The sequence below is a fragment of the Stenotrophomonas sp. FR024 genome, from assembly GCF_047500745.2.
Taxonomy (GTDB): domain Bacteria; phylum Pseudomonadota; class Gammaproteobacteria; order Xanthomonadales; family Xanthomonadaceae; genus Stenotrophomonas; species Stenotrophomonas maltophilia_A.
This window is the reverse complement of the sequence record NZ_JAXAXM020000004.1, coordinates 91,164-104,027: the sequence shown is the minus strand read 5'-3', so window position 1 is coordinate 104,027 and position 12,864 is coordinate 91,164. Positions and strand designations below refer to the sequence as shown.

14 protein-coding genes are annotated in these 12,864 nt (G+C 67.0%); 10 read left to right on the top strand and 4 right to left on the bottom strand.

From position 1 onward, the window contains the following. Position 1: 1 nt before the first annotated feature. Both ACMZ91_RS06135 and ACMZ91_RS06130 read right to left on the bottom strand, forming a co-directional pair. Complete coding sequence (locus ACMZ91_RS06135) at positions 2–361, bottom strand: response regulator (RefSeq protein WP_010482617.1); 360 nt, start codon at positions 359–361, stop codon at positions 2–4. Continuing rightward, positions 351–1,514 (bottom strand): two-component system sensor histidine kinase NtrB, encoded by a 1,164-nt coding sequence (locus tag ACMZ91_RS06130; protein ID WP_049421339.1) that lies wholly within the window; start codon positions 1,512–1,514, stop codon positions 351–353. Before ACMZ91_RS06130 ends, ACMZ91_RS06135 begins: the two co-directional genes overlap by 11 nt. Positions 1,515–1,665: 151 nt before the next feature. Between ACMZ91_RS06130 and ACMZ91_RS06125 the strand changes: the two genes are divergently transcribed. From ACMZ91_RS06125 to ACMZ91_RS06105, 5 genes are all read left to right on the top strand, one after another. Further along, a complete protein-coding gene (locus tag ACMZ91_RS06125; RefSeq protein WP_414577380.1) occupies positions 1,666–4,776 on the top strand; it encodes a response regulator in 3,111 nt (1,036 codons plus the stop codon). After that, positions 4,773–5,597, top strand: a complete 825-nt coding sequence (locus ACMZ91_RS06120) for a CheR family methyltransferase (RefSeq protein ID WP_032127427.1) — start codon at positions 4,773–4,775, stop codon at positions 5,595–5,597. Before ACMZ91_RS06125 ends, ACMZ91_RS06120 begins: the two co-directional genes overlap by 4 nt. Beyond that, positions 5,597–6,172, top strand: coding sequence for a chemotaxis protein CheB (locus tag ACMZ91_RS06115; RefSeq protein ID WP_277779039.1), 576 nt, complete (start codon positions 5,597–5,599; stop codon positions 6,170–6,172). Before ACMZ91_RS06120 ends, ACMZ91_RS06115 begins: the two co-directional genes overlap by 1 nt. Next, a complete protein-coding gene (locus tag ACMZ91_RS06110) occupies positions 6,169–7,302 on the top strand; it encodes a hybrid sensor histidine kinase/response regulator (protein ID WP_277779038.1) in 1,134 nt (377 codons plus the stop codon). The genes ACMZ91_RS06115 and ACMZ91_RS06110 overlap by 4 nt, the downstream gene beginning before the upstream one ends. 83 nt (positions 7,303–7,385) lie before the next feature. Next, complete coding sequence (locus ACMZ91_RS06105; RefSeq protein ID WP_032127425.1) at positions 7,386–7,814, top strand: BLUF domain-containing protein; 429 nt, start codon at positions 7,386–7,388, stop codon at positions 7,812–7,814. Between the two features lie 3 nt (positions 7,815–7,817). Here the strand turns inward: ACMZ91_RS06105 and ACMZ91_RS06100 are convergent, their stop codons facing one another. Then, a complete protein-coding gene (locus ACMZ91_RS06100; protein ID WP_049398524.1) occupies positions 7,818–8,138 on the bottom strand; it encodes an ArsR/SmtB family transcription factor in 321 nt (106 codons plus the stop codon). A gap of 86 nt (positions 8,139–8,224) precedes the next feature. Between ACMZ91_RS06100 and ACMZ91_RS06095 the strand changes: the two genes are divergently transcribed. The 3 genes from ACMZ91_RS06095 (at position 8,225) to ACMZ91_RS06085 (ending at position 10,192) form a co-directional block, all read left to right on the top strand. After that, on the top strand, positions 8,225–8,662 hold the full coding sequence (locus ACMZ91_RS06095) for a YeeE/YedE family protein (RefSeq protein WP_032127423.1): 438 nt from the start codon (positions 8,225–8,227) through the stop codon (positions 8,660–8,662). Further along, positions 8,659–9,072: a DUF6691 family protein gene (locus ACMZ91_RS06090; protein ID WP_414577376.1), complete on the top strand. Its 414-nt coding sequence runs from the start codon at positions 8,659–8,661 to the stop codon at positions 9,070–9,072. The genes ACMZ91_RS06095 and ACMZ91_RS06090 overlap by 4 nt, the downstream gene beginning before the upstream one ends. A gap of 67 nt (positions 9,073–9,139) precedes the next feature. Beyond that, positions 9,140–10,192, top strand: a complete 1,053-nt coding sequence (locus ACMZ91_RS06085; protein WP_049462027.1) for a linear amide C-N hydrolase — start codon at positions 9,140–9,142, stop codon at positions 10,190–10,192. On the opposite strand, the gene ACMZ91_RS06080 is transcribed toward ACMZ91_RS06085, so the two are convergent. Then, positions 10,189–10,968 (bottom strand): DUF6491 family protein, encoded by a 780-nt coding sequence (locus tag ACMZ91_RS06080; RefSeq protein WP_414577375.1) that lies wholly within the window; start codon positions 10,966–10,968, stop codon positions 10,189–10,191. The two genes, ACMZ91_RS06085 and ACMZ91_RS06080, sit on opposite strands and share 4 nt — an antisense overlap. Positions 10,969–11,049: 81 nt before the next feature. Here ACMZ91_RS06080 and ACMZ91_RS06075 point away from each other — a divergent pair, with 81 nt between their 5' ends. Both ACMZ91_RS06075 and ACMZ91_RS06070 read left to right on the top strand, forming a co-directional pair. Then, positions 11,050–11,748 carry a helix-turn-helix domain-containing protein gene (locus ACMZ91_RS06075; protein WP_049398521.1) on the top strand — a complete coding sequence of 233 codons (699 nt, stop codon included), beginning with the start codon at positions 11,050–11,052 and terminating at the stop codon, positions 11,746–11,748. A gap of 160 nt (positions 11,749–11,908) precedes the next feature. Continuing rightward, the gene (locus ACMZ91_RS06070; RefSeq protein ID WP_414577372.1) at positions 11,909–12,859 is read left to right on the top strand and encodes a DMT family transporter; all 951 of its coding nucleotides are present in this window, start codon (positions 11,909–11,911) and stop codon (positions 12,857–12,859) included. The last annotated feature ends 5 nt before the right edge of the window (positions 12,860–12,864 follow it).

Here is a 12,864-nt window from a genome sequence, read left to right as displayed (position 1 = left end):
ATTACGCCTGCTTCAACAACTGCACCAGCTGGCGCAGGCGGTACGGCTTGGGCAGGAATTCCACCTGTTCCGGCAGGGGCGGCAGCTGCGAGCGCGCATAACCGGACGACAGGATCATCCGCGCCTGCGGCTGTTCGCGCGCCACATGCTCGCTCAGTTCGATGCCGGACATGCCGTTGGGCATGCTGACGTCACTGAACACCACGTCGAAACGCGCTTCGCCCTTCAGCAGGGCGGCGGCCTCATGCGCATCGGCGGTCGTGGCCACGTCGATGCCGAGGTCGCGCAGGGCCAGGCCGATCATTTCACGCAGATCGGTCTGGTCTTCCACCATCAATACGCGGATCGGGTCATCGGTCATCGGCAGGGTCCTCCATTGCGGGGAGCAGCAGGCTGACCGTGGTGCCGACACCGGGCGTGGTGGACACGTCGACGAAGCCGCCGCTCTGGGTAGTGAATCCGAACACCTGGCTCAGGCCCAGGCCGCTGCCTTTGCCGATGTCCTTGGTGGTGAAGAACGGCTCGGTCGCCCGTTCGGCGATGTCGGCCGCCATCCCGTGGCCCTCGTCGCAGACGCTGAGGGTGACATAGCCACGTTGCAGCGTGGAGTCCGCATCCGGATCGAGGCGATGTTCCAGCGCAGTGCCGATCAGGATGCGGCCGCCTTCAAGGGTAGCATCCGCGGCATTGGCGACCAGATTGGCCAGCGCCGTCTGCAGCTGCAGCGCATCGGTGTTGATCGCAGGCAGGCCGGGCGCCAGCTGGGCATCCAGCACCACCGTGGGCGGGCAGGCGCGTTGCAGGTCCGGCAGCCACTGCCGTATCAGCGCATTGATATCCAGTGGTTCGCGGATCAGGGTCTGGCCGGTGCTGAAGGCCAGCAGCTGGCGGGTCAGCAGCGCACCACGATCGGTCGCGGTCTGCGCCGCATCAAGCAGCTCGGCGGCGCGTGCATCGTCACCGTTCACGCGCAGGGACAGCAGGTCCAGGGCGTTGCCGATGGTGGTCAACAGATTGTTGAACTCGTGCGACAGCCCGCGGCTGAGGCGGCCGACGGTCTCGAACTGTTGGGTATTGCGCAGCGCACGCTGGGCATCACGCAGCAGCCGCTGTGCCTGCCACTGCTCGGTGATGTCGCGGGTGATCTTGACGAAGCCGAGCAGCTCGCCTGCTTCGACGACCGGCTCGATGACCACGCTGGCACGGAAAGATGAGCCATCGCGGCGCACCCGCCAGCCTTCACTGGCGACGTGACCGTGCTGCGCTGCGAGGCGGAGCAGGCGTTGCGGTTCCCCTGCCTCGCGGTCGGCGGCCAGGTAGAAGCGACCAAAGTGGGTACCCACCACTTCATCGGCTGAGTAGCCCTTGATGCGCTCCGCACCCGGGTTCCAGCTGCAGACGATGCCATCAGGATCAAGCAGGTACAGCGCATGGTCGCGCACGCTGTCGATCAGCAGTCGCAGTTGGCGGGAAGGGTCCGTCAGTACGGACGTCGTAGAGGCGGCAGCGTCCACGTAAAAATAAGTGTTACCCCTGTGAGGGACGTGAAGCTAGGCATTCAAGTGTGAAGGAGGCGTGGAGGCGGGACACGTGCCAATGGTCCTGTGCGGCTGAATACGACACGGAGTACCATCACCCACCCTTTGTGCTCTGGAACCGACCTGCATGCGTCCTGGTGCGACTACGCGTGACCGCTGGATCTGGATGACCTCCGCCGTACTGCTGGCAGCGACCATTGCGTTGGAACTGGTGGTTCCGCTGGGCTACGCCGTCTGGCTGGCGTACTTCCTCGCTGTCGGCGTCACGCTGTTCCAGCGCAGTGCACGCGCGCCGTTCATCGTGGCCGTCGTCGCCTGCATCCTGTTGATCATCGGCTACAACGTTGCCCCGGCCAGCTCCAACTCGGCGTTCTCGTTCGTCAACCGCAGCATTGGCGGGTGTGCGTTCCTGATGATCGCGCTGATCGTCTCCCGCGCCATCCAGGCGCGGCGCGACGCGATGCGCGCGCTGTGGCTGCAGGAGGCCGAGAACGCGGTGGCGATGAGCCTGCGCGGTGACCTGGGTCCGGAGCAGATCGCCGAGGCGGCGGCAACCAGCCTGGGGGCCAAGCTGCAGGCCGACGTCGCCGCCGTCTACCGCCTGGAAGGCGGGCGACTGCAGCTGACCGGCGGCCTGGCGTTGCCGTCCGGTATGCCGGCGTCGCTGGCATTGCAGGAGGGCGTGGCCGGGCAGGTGGCACGCGACGAACGCATCCGCCACCTGCATGGGGGGGATGATGCGGTGCTTGAGCTGCAGACCAGCCTGGGGCGGTTGCCGGTGCGCGAGCGCATCCTGGCGCCGATCAGCAGCGATGGTGTGGTGGTGGGCATCATTGAACTGGGACGCACCCGCGCCGGCGAACAGGATCGACTCGATGTCGAGCTGCTGGAGCGCTGTGCCGAGACCATCGGCATGGCGCTGCGTGCATCGCTGCTGCGCGCACAACTGGTGGTACTGCTGGAGGAATCCCAGCGCCAGGGTGAGGAGCTGCAGGCCCAGCAGGAAGAGCTGCGCGTGGCCAATGAGGAGCTGGAAGAGCAGAGCCGCAGCCTGCAGCACTCGCAGAGCCATCTGGAAGAGCAGCAGGCCGAGCTGGAACAGAGCAACGTTCAGCTGGAGGAGCGCACCCACGAGCTGGAGGCGCAGAAGCAGGCGCTGCTGGTCGCGCAGAGCCAGCTGGTGCGCAACAGCAACGAACTGGCCGCCACCTCGCGCTACAAGTCCGAGTTCCTGGCCAACATGTCGCATGAACTGCGCACGCCGCTGAACAGCTCGCTGATCCTGGCCAAGCTGCTGGCCGACAACAAGGACGGCACGCTCACCGAAGAACAGGTGAAGTATGCGCGCGCGATCCTGTCGTCCAACAACGATCTGCTGGCACTGATCAATGACATCCTGGACCTGTCGCGCATCGAGGCCGGCCACGTCGAGCTGGCCGATGAAGTGGTGGTGACGGGCAGCGTACTGCAGCGCCTGCGCGAGACCTTCGAGCCGATGGCGCGGCAGAAGGGCCTGGCCCTGCAGATCGAGGCCGATGCGCTGGCCCCCAGCCAGCTGGTGGTCGACAGCCAGCGCCTGCAGCAGATCCTGAAGAACCTGCTGGCCAATGCGGTGAAGTTCACCGAGCATGGGAAGGTCAGCCTGCACGTGCGTGCGGGCGGTCAAGGACGCATCCGTTTCGAGGTCTGCGACAGCGGTATCGGCATTGCCCGCGAGCAGCTGCAGGTCATCTTCGAAGCCTTCCGCCAGGCCGATGGCAGCACCCGCCGCCGCTACGGTGGCACCGGCCTGGGCCTGTCGATCTCGCGCGATCTGGCCGAGCGCATGGGTGGCAGCATCCAGGTCGACAGTGAACCGGGTCGCGGCAGCTGCTTCATCCTGGAACTGCCGTTGCAGGGCGCGCCGGTTTCGGAACCGGGCGAAGTGCCTGCCGCCGCCTCAATAGCGCCTGCGCCGCAGCCTGCGCCGCCGATCGCTGCGCGTACCCCTGTCGCACCGACCGTTGCATCCGTGGCGCCCGTCACCGCCAGCGTGGCCGATGACCGCGGCCGTCGCCAACGCGCCGGCCGCTTGATCCTGGCCGTCGAGGACGACGCCACCTTCGCCGAAGCGCTTGTGGCCCTGGCCCATGAACTGGACTTCGACTGCGTGGTGGCCGGGACTGCCGAAGAGGCACTGACCCTGGCCAGCGAACTGCGCCCCAACGGCATCCTGCTCGATATCGGCCTGCCGGACGTGTCCGGCCTGAGCGTGCTGGAGCGCCTGAAGCGCAACCCCGATACCCGGCATATCCCGGTGCACGTGGTTTCGGCGATGGACCGCAGCCAGGTGGCGCGCGAGCTGGGTGCGATTGGTTTCGCGATCAAGCCGACCACGCGCGAGCGGCTGGTGACGGCCATCGAACAGCTGGAACAAACCAGCCAGCGCGACGTGCGGCGCCTGCTGATCGTCGAGGACGACAGCGAGCTGCGCCACAACCTGGAACTGTTGCTGGGCCGTGATCAGCTGCAGATCGTTGCAGTGGGAACGCTGGCCGGCGCGCTGGAGCAGCTCAGCACGGTCACCTTCGACTGCATGGTGATGGACCTGTCGCTGCCCGACGGCAGCGGCTACGACCTGCTCGAGCACATGGCTGGCAACGATGATGTCGGCTTCCCGCCGGTGATCGTCTATACCGGTCGCGCGCTCGGCCGCGAGGAAGAGCAGCGCCTGCGCCGCTATTCGAAGAGCATCATCATCAAGGGCGCGCGTTCGCCCGAACGCCTGCTGGATGAGGTCACCCTGTTCCTGCACAGCGTGGAAGCCAGCCTGCCCACCGACCAGCAGCGCCTGCTGCGCGAGGCCCGCCGTCGCGACACCGTGCTCGATGGCCGTACTGTTTTGCTGGCCGAGGATGACGTGCGCAACATCTTCGCGCTGTCCAGCGTGCTTGAGCCGCTGGGCGTGACGCTGGAGATCGCGCGCAACGGCCAGGAAGCGGTGGATCGCCTGGCCGAGCGCGAGGTCGACCTGGTGCTGATGGACATCATGATGCCGGAGAAGGACGGCCTGGCCGCGATGCGCGAGATCCGCGCGCAACGTCACCTGCAGGACCTGCCGATCATCGCGCTGACGGCCAAGGCCATGCCCGATGACCGCGAGCGGTGCCTGCAGGCCGGTGCCAACGACTACATCGCCAAACCCATCGACGTCGACAAGCTGGTCTCGCTGTGCCGGGTCTGGTGCTCGCGGCAATGAACGAACAGGCGTTGTTCGACCTGGAGTTGAAGGTTCTTCTGGAGGCGCTGTACCAGCGCTACCACTACGATTTCCGCAGCTATGCGGTGTCGTCGCTGCGCCGGCGCATGCGCCAGGCGATGCAGCGCTATGAGTGCGAACGGCTGGTCGACCTGCAGTACCGGCTGCTGCACGAGCCGGAGCTGTTCGCCCAGGCCATGCAGTTCTTCACCGTGCAGGTCTCGGAGATGTTCCGTGATCCAGCGTATTTCCGTGAACTGCGCGAGCAGGTGGTGCCGGTACTGCGCACCTATCCCTCGGTGAAGCTGTGGGTGGCCGGTTGCAGCACCGGTGAGGAAGTGTGGTCGCTGGCGATCCTCCTGCATGAGGAAGGCCTGCTTGATCGCAGCATCGTCTATGCCACCGACATCAATCCGGCCGCGTTGGCCACCGCCGAGGCGGGCGCCTATGGCATCGACCGGATGGCCCAGTTCAGCCGCAACTACCTGGCGGCCGGTGGCACGGCGTCGCTGTCCGACTACTACGCCACGGCCTACGACGGCGCGGTGTTCGACCGCCAGTTGCGTCGCAACGTGGTGTTCGCCGACCACAGCCTGGCCACCGATACCGTGTTCTCCGAAGTGCACCTGGTGTCGTGCCGCAACGTGCTGATCTATTTCAACCGCGACCTGCAGGACCGCGCGGTCGGCCTGTTCCGTGAGGCGCTGGTGCATCGAGGCTTCCTCGGTCTTGGCAGCAAGGAATCGCTGCAGTTCGGATGCCACCATGACGCCTTCGAGGTCTGTTCGCGCGAGCATCGCCTGTACCGGAAGGTGGCCTGATGGCGCTGCCGGCGCGTCCTGCCGTGCTGGTGATCGGCGCGTCTGCCGGTGGCGTGGCGGCCCTGCAGGCGGTACTCGGTGCGCTGCCGGCGACGCTGCAGGTGCCGGTACTGGCCGTGCTGCACCTGCCGCGTGACCGCACCAGCCGCATCGCCGAGGTGCTGGCGCCGTACTGCGCGCTGCCGGTGCGTGAAGCCGAGGACAAGCAACCGCTGCGGCCGGGCACGGTGACGTTCGCGCCGCCGGATTACCACCTGCTGGTGGAGGACGAGGGGGCGGTGGCGTTGTCGGTGGATGCGCCGGTGCTGTTCTCCCGTCCGGCCATCGATCCACTGTTCGACTCCGCTGCTGCGGTGTTCGGAGGGCAGGTATTGGCCCTGCTGCTGACCGGTGCCAGCAGTGATGGAAGCGAGGGCGTTGCCGCCGTGCGCCGTGCCGGTGGCCGTGCTTGGCTGCAATGCCCCGAGGAAGCCGAGGCGTCGATGATGCCGGCCTCCGCCCTGCAGTACGCCGGCGCCGATGCCGTGCTGCCCCTTGAACTGATGTGTCGTCGCCTGAAGGAGTTGTTTGCATGAACCTGCTGCCACCGGACCCTGCGCAGTCGCAGTCCCCGGTCAACCTGCTGATCGTCGATGACGTGCCACAGAACCTGGTGGCCATGCAGGCGCTGCTGCAGCGCGAGGGCGTGAATCTGCTGCTGGCCGGTTCCGGCGCGCAGGCGCTGGAGCTGCTGCTCGAGCACGAGGTGGCACTGGCCCTGCTGGACGTGCACATGCCGGAGATCGATGGCTTCACCCTGGCCGAACTGATGCGCGGTTCGCATCGCAGCCGCGACGTGCCGATCATCTTCCTGACCGCCTCCCCGGATGATCCCCTGCGCGTGTTCAAGGGCTACGAGAGCGGTGCGGTCGATTTCCTGCACAAGCCGGTAGCGCCGCAGGTGATCCTGAGCAAGGTCAACGTCTTCATCGAGCTGTACCAGCAGCGGCAGCTGCTGAAGGCGCGCAACGAGGCGCTGGAACGCGCGCTCAAGCTCAACGAAACAATGGCGGCGGTGCTGACCCACGATCTGCGCACGCCGCTGTCGGCCATCCTGCTGTGTGCGGACAAGCTGGCGCTGGAGCTGCCGGAGGACAATACGGGGGCACAGCAGACGCTGCAGTTCCTGGAGGCCAGCACCCTGCGCATGGCGCGCATGGTCGAACAGCTGCTGGACTTCTCGCGGATCCGCAGCGGTGGCCTGCGCCTGCAGGCCAGTGCCTGCGATCTGGCCGACGTGACCCGCGCAGTGGTGGCCGAAGCGGGCAGCGCGCATGGCGCGGACCGGATCCATCTGGACATGCACGGCGATACGCGGCTGCAGGGCGATCTGGACCGTCTCGGCCAGGTTGCCGCCAATCTGGTCGGCAACGCGCTCACCCATGGCAGCGAGGCGAGGGTGGAGGTGGACGGGCGCGATCCGCGCAGCGTGATGCTGCGGGTCAGCAATGCCGGCCGGATCGACGACGCGCTGCTGCCGCGGCTGTTCGAACCGTTCAAGGCCAGCTTCCACCAGAGCAAGGGCCTGGGGCTGGGCCTGTACATCGTCGATCAGTTCGTGCGCGCGCACGGAGGGCGCATCGCAGCGCGCAACGAGGCCGGGCAGGTGGTGTTCGAAGCCCTGCTGCCGAGACGCGCAGAAGGGCTGCCTGCAGCGGCAAACTGAATTCTTCAGGAAACATCCACGGGCACTGAGACGGACTCGTCCGCAACTGCTACCGTGGGTGTACATCTTGTCAAGGAAGCACCATGCCACTGCGTGCCATCGCCTACGTCAGCCAGGCGTTGCCGGATCTTTCCGCTGAACGGTTGCAGGCGCTGGTCGACGATGCCGCCCGCTTCAACAAGATGGCGGGCGTGACCGGTGTGCTGCTGCATGACGGCGGGCGATTCCTGCAGTACATCGAGGGGCCGCCGGACGGTATCGATTCGGTGTACGAGCGCATCCTGCAGGCCGGCAGCCATGTCGACATCATCGAGCTGGCGCGCGGCCGCCTGGGCCAGCGTCAGTTTCCGTACTGGTCGATGCGCGCGTTGCCGGTGGATGCGGCGCTGCTGCGCCAGCTGTCGGCCAGCGACTGGTCGGGTTTCAGCCGGGCGCTGGAAGGTGATCGTTCGGCGCCGACCCCGGTGGATCTGCTCGACAACGTCGTGCAGCCTGCCCTGCACGCCGGCTGAGCGTCAACGCGAAGTGCCGCCGCAGTAGGCGGCATGCAGCGCCTGCAGCACGCCCAGTGCGGGCCCTTCAATCACGCGGTAGTGGATGGCCTGCGCTTCGCGACGCGTCGCGACGATATCCAGTTCGCGCAGCACCGCCAGATGCTGTGACAGCGCTGATGCGCTGAGTCCGGTCAGTGCCTGCAGTTCCGGCACTGGTGCCTCACCTTCGACCAGGCGGCACAGCACGCGCAGGCGCGCAGGATGGGCCAGGCTTTTGAGGAGGGCTGCAGCCTCGGCGGCGTGTTCGGCCATGGCGGCGCTGTCGAGCGGGGTGCGGGCCATGGTTGACCTTTTTGTTTAGAAGTGTCTAATTTAGATAAGTCTAAATCAAAGGGCAATCCCATGAGCGGCGTGAAAGAGGGCAGGGCATGAACCTGCCATGGACTGCGGTGGCTGGCGGAGCGCTGATCGGCGCCGCCGCGGTGTTGCTGCTCGCCACTGTCGGGCGCGTGGCGGGTATCAGCGGGATCGCTGCGGGCAGCCTGCGCGCAGCGGAAGGCGAGCGTGGCTGGCGCTGGGCATTCCTGCTGGGGCTGCTCGCAGCAGCGGGGCTGGTGCTGTGGTGGCAGTCGCTGCCCGAGGCCTCGCCACGTGTGCTGCTGCGCGATGCCTTGCCCGCCTGGCAGTTGATCGGCGCTGGCCTGCTGGTGGGCTTCGGCACGCGCCTGGGGAGTGGTTGTACCAGTGGTCATGGCGTCTGTGGCATGGCCCGCGGCTCGAAGCGCTCGCTGCTGGCAGTGCTGGTGTTCATGGCCTGCGCGATGCTGACCACGTTCCTGGTCCGTCACGGCGGAGGCCTGGCATGAGCCGCGCGGTCGTGGCCGCCGCGGTGGCAGGTGCGCTGTTTGGCGCGGGGCTTGCGCTCTCGGGGATGACCGACGCGCGTCGGGTACTCGGCTTCCTCGATGTGGCCGGTGATTTTGATCCGACGTTGATGTGGGTGCTGGGCTCGGCACTGCTGGTCAGTGCCGTCGGGCAGCGTTGGGTGCTGCGACGCGCGCAGCCGTGGTTCGCACTGCGCTTCCAGCTACCCAATGCACGTGATGTCGATGCTCGCCTGCTGCTGGGCGCTGCACTGTTCGGTATCGGCTGGGGATGGGCTGGTTACTGCCCCGGACCGGCCATCGCCGGGCTGGCCGTCGCATCGCGTGAAGCGCTGTGGTTCGTGCCTGCCATGGTGGCGGGCTTCTGGCTGCACGATCGCTTCGTGCGCTGAGGCTTCACCCCTGTGTCACCATGGATCGGGTCAGATCGACGGACCACGGGGAAAGGAGCGTAACGGCATGGCACGGATGAAGTGGAAGGGAAAGGCAATGCTGGCCATGGCGCTGGCATCTGCGATCACGCCGGCACTGGCCTGCACGCGTGCGGTGTATCGGGGCGACAACGGCGATGTGATCACCGCGCGCTCGATGGACTGGAAGGTCGATGTGGCGACCAACCTCTACGTGTTGCCGCGTGGCATCGCACGCACCGGCCTGGCCGGTCCGAAATCGCTGGCCTGGACTGCGCGCTACGGCAGCGTGGTGGCCACCGGCTACGACGTGTCGACCACCGATGGCATGAACGAGAAGGGCCTGGTGGCCAACCTGCTGTGGCTGGTGGAATCGGAGTATCCGCAGCAGCGTGGCAACAAGCCGGGACTGGCGATCTCGCTGTGGGCGCAGTATGTGCTGGACAATTTCGCCACCGTGGACGAGGCGGTCGCGGCGCTCAAGCGTGAGCCGTACTCGATCGTCACCGACAAGGTGCCGGGCGAAGACCGCCAGGCGACGCTGCACCTGTCGCTGTCCGATGCCACCGGCGACAGCGCCATCGTCGAGTACATCGGCGGTCGCCAGGTGATTCACCATGACCGCCGCTATCAGGTGATGACCAACTCGCCGATCTTCGAGCAGCAGCTGGCCCTCAACAGTTACTGGCAGCAGATCGGTGGCACGGTGATGCTGCCGGGCACCAACCGCTCCGCCGATCGTTTCGCGCGCGCCTCGTTCTACATCAACGCCATTCCCAAGGCCGAAGATCCGGTGGAGGCGCTGGCCAGTGTGTTCAGCGTGATCCGCAATGCGTCGGTGCCGTATGGCATCACCACGCCGGGTGAGCCGAACATCTCATCCACGCGCTGGCGCACGGTGGCTGATCACAAGCGGCGGCTGTACTTCTTCGAGTCGGCGTTGACCCCGAACACCTTCTGGGTCGATCTGAACAAGGTCGATTTCGGCGGCCAGGTGCTCAAGCTCGATCTTGGCAAGGACCAGCGCAATACCTTTGCCGGCGATGCACTGGGCCAGTTCGTGCCCAGCGCACCGTTCACCTTCCTGGGCGTCGAGGGTTAGTTCGACGCCTGGCTGGAGGCCGGGTAGACCGCCTGGATCGCGCAGCTGCCGCGGGTGTACTGCGGCAGCGGGGCGATGCTTTCACCGCGCAGATCGTCTGTCTCGAACTCGGCAGTCATGATCCGATCGCCGGGATTGCCACAGATCAGGCCGTTCTGCAGGCCCGAGTGGAAGCTCAGCTGCGGCGCTCGGTCGAGCTGGCGGCAGTGGCTGCCGAGTTCGACCCGGTAGTAGCGGTGGCCGCCATTGCGGCGCGGATTGGTCTCCACCAGCATGCCCTGCGGGTCGGACGACCACGCGCGGACGTTGCGGGTGGCAAAGCAGTACGACGGTGAGCCGCCGAAGCTGCGGCGGATGTCCCTGCGCTCGCGGATGGTCACGGCGGGCAGGGTAGCCGTGCGCAGGCGGTCGCTGTCGCGGGCGACGCTGGCGTAGTCGCGATCCTGCAGCGGGGTGACCGCACTGACGGCGCAGCGGCGGCCGTCGACCACGACGCGTTCGCTGGGGCGACCACAGGCCCAGCCGGCAGGTGCTTCCAGCTTCAGCGAGGTAGCACCGCGGACGCCGGGGCAATCCTCGCTGAAGTCGATGCGATAGGCCTGTCCGGAGGCGGCGCGCAGTGCGATCGAGCGCGGTGATGCCTGCTCCACTTCCTGCACGCCGACCGCGTCCATGCAGTGCGGGGCCGGGGGCGTACGCTCCTGTGCGGAGACCGAAGCTGCAAGCGCCAGGCCGAGGCTGCTGGCGAGCACCAGTGACACCTGCCGATGGGCCATGTCCTGCACTCCCTGCGTTGGATGACGGCTCGACTATAGCAGCGGTTTGCACGGCCGTTGCTACACGCGCACACTGCGCGGATGGGCGCCATCTTCCATCTGCGGCACTACGGCCAGGCCACCGGCCTGGACCGCCATGACTACGCGCAGTGGGTGCTGCCGCTGCAGGGCGAACTGCACTTCGAGATGGAAGGCCGCGGTGGTCGCCTCGACCTGCTGCAGGGGGTTTTCGTTGCGGCCGGCGAAGCGCATGACCAGATGGCCGATGGTCCGAACGGTTTCGTGATCGTCGATTGTCCTCCCGGCGTGCTTGATGACGGCACGCAGGAGCATCTGTGCCGGCAGCGCTGGCTGCACCTGCCGCATGCGCTGCGACAACGCCTGGCGGGCGTGCAGGACGGGCAGCCGATGCCGGCCCTGCTGCCGCAGCTGCTGCAGGTATTTGCACCGGCCGGCAGTGGCGCGCGCATGCAGGGACTGTGTGCGGCAGTGCAGGCCGATCCGGGCCAGGCGTGGCCGGTGGCGCGCATGGCCGCGTCTGTCGGGGTCAGCGAGAGCCGCTTGCACGCGCTGTTCCAGCGTGAGTTCGGGCTCAGCCCGCAGGCATGGCTCAGTACATGCCGGTTGCGCTGGGCCAAGCACCAGCTGCGCACCAGCACGGCGCCGATCAGTGATATCGCGCTGGCCGCAGGCTATTCCGAGCAGAGCGCACTGACCCGCGCGCTGCGCCGTGAGTGTGGGCAGACCCCCGCCGCGTGGCGCAGGAACGCCGGACTGTAGCGTCGAGCCATGCTCGACGGCTTCTGCACCGGCCACCTCGCGAACGGCAGTCGAGCATGGCTCGACGCTACAAAGGCGGGAGGGCAGTAGCCTCGGTCAAGAGCGCCCAGCGGCCAGCGCTTACACTGCGCGGCCTGTTCTCTCCCCCCGAAGAACCCGAATGCGCAACAACCCGATGGCCCTGGGCATCGCCAATGGCGTTGCCGCCGGCGCGCTGTGGGGCGTGGTCTTCCTCGCGCCCGCCGTGCTGCAGTCGTTCAATGCCCTGCAACTGTCGGCCGGCCGCTATCTGGTCTACGGTCTGATCGCTGTAGCCCTGCTGCTGCCGCGCTGGAAGCGGCTGGCACCACGGCTGGGCCGCGCCGAATGGATCGGCCTGTTGTGGCTGAGCCTGGCCGGGAACCTGGTGTATTTCCTGCTGCTGGCGACGGCGGTGCAGTGGGCTGGCGGTGCGGCGGCGTCCTTGATTGTCGGCCTGATTCCGGTGGTAGTGACCCTGGTCGGTGTGCGCGAGCAGGGCGCGGTGCCGCTCAAGCAGCTGCTGCCGGCACTGGGCCTGTGCGTGCTGGGCGTGGCACTGGTTGGCTGGGAAGCACTGATGTCTGAGCACCTCGCGACACCATGGCGGCAGCGCCTGATCGGCCTGCTGTGCGCGTTCGGCGCGCTGTTCTCGTGGGCGTTGTACTCGATCGGCAACAGCCGCTGGCTGGCGCGCCGACCGGATCTGTCCAGCCACGACTGGTCGCTGCTGACCGGTGTCACCACCGGCGGCCTGGCTCTACTGCTGGTGCCGATGGCCTTCATCGGCCACACCGGCGGGCACACGGCGGCGCAGTGGAGTGGTTTCTGGGCGATCAGCGCAGGTGTGGCGGTGGTCGCCTCGATCCTTGGCAATGCGTTCTGGAACCGTGCCAGCCGCCTGCTGCCGCTGACCCTGACCGGCCAGATGATCGTGTTCGAGACCCTGTTCGCGTTGCTCTACGCATTCGCCTGGCAGCAGCGCTGGCCCTCGCTGCTCGAAGCGCTGGCGATCGTGTTGCTGGTGGCCGGCGTGATGCTGTGCGCGCATGCGCATCGCACGCCCCGCGCGATCGCCGAACATGCCGGCTGAATGTG

Bases quoted from the DNA above. Each gene is read 5' to 3' on its own strand.
- ACMZ91_RS06125 (WP_414577380.1), top strand. From the start codon at position 1,666: ATGCGTCCTGGTGCGACTACGCGTGACCGCTGGATCTGGATGACCTCC.
- ACMZ91_RS06105 (WP_032127425.1), top strand. From the start codon at position 7,386: ATGCCACTGCGTGCCATCGCCTACGTCAGCCAGGCGTTGCCGGATCTT.
- ACMZ91_RS06090 (WP_414577376.1), top strand. From the start codon at position 8,659: ATGAGCCGCGCGGTCGTGGCCGCCGCGGTGGCAGGTGCGCTGTTTGGC.
- ACMZ91_RS06100 (WP_049398524.1), bottom strand. From the start codon at position 8,138: ATGGCCCGCACCCCGCTCGACAGCGCCGCCATGGCCGAACACGCCGCC.
- ACMZ91_RS06135 (WP_010482617.1), bottom strand. From the start codon at position 361: ATGACCGATGACCCGATCCGCGTATTGATGGTGGAAGACCAGACCGAT.
- ACMZ91_RS06110 (WP_277779038.1), top strand. From the start codon at position 6,169: ATGAACCTGCTGCCACCGGACCCTGCGCAGTCGCAGTCCCCGGTCAAC.
- ACMZ91_RS06120 (WP_032127427.1), top strand. From the start codon at position 4,773: ATGAACGAACAGGCGTTGTTCGACCTGGAGTTGAAGGTTCTTCTGGAG.
- ACMZ91_RS06115 (WP_277779039.1), top strand. From the start codon at position 5,597: ATGGCGCTGCCGGCGCGTCCTGCCGTGCTGGTGATCGGCGCGTCTGCC.
- ACMZ91_RS06075 (WP_049398521.1), top strand. From the start codon at position 11,050: ATGGGCGCCATCTTCCATCTGCGGCACTACGGCCAGGCCACCGGCCTG.
- ACMZ91_RS06080 (WP_414577375.1), bottom strand. From the start codon at position 10,968: ATGGCCCATCGGCAGGTGTCACTGGTGCTCGCCAGCAGCCTCGGCCTG.
- ACMZ91_RS06070 (WP_414577372.1), top strand. From the start codon at position 11,909: ATGCGCAACAACCCGATGGCCCTGGGCATCGCCAATGGCGTTGCCGCC.
- ACMZ91_RS06095 (WP_032127423.1), top strand. From the start codon at position 8,225: ATGAACCTGCCATGGACTGCGGTGGCTGGCGGAGCGCTGATCGGCGCC.
- ACMZ91_RS06085 (WP_049462027.1), top strand. From the start codon at position 9,140: ATGGCACGGATGAAGTGGAAGGGAAAGGCAATGCTGGCCATGGCGCTG.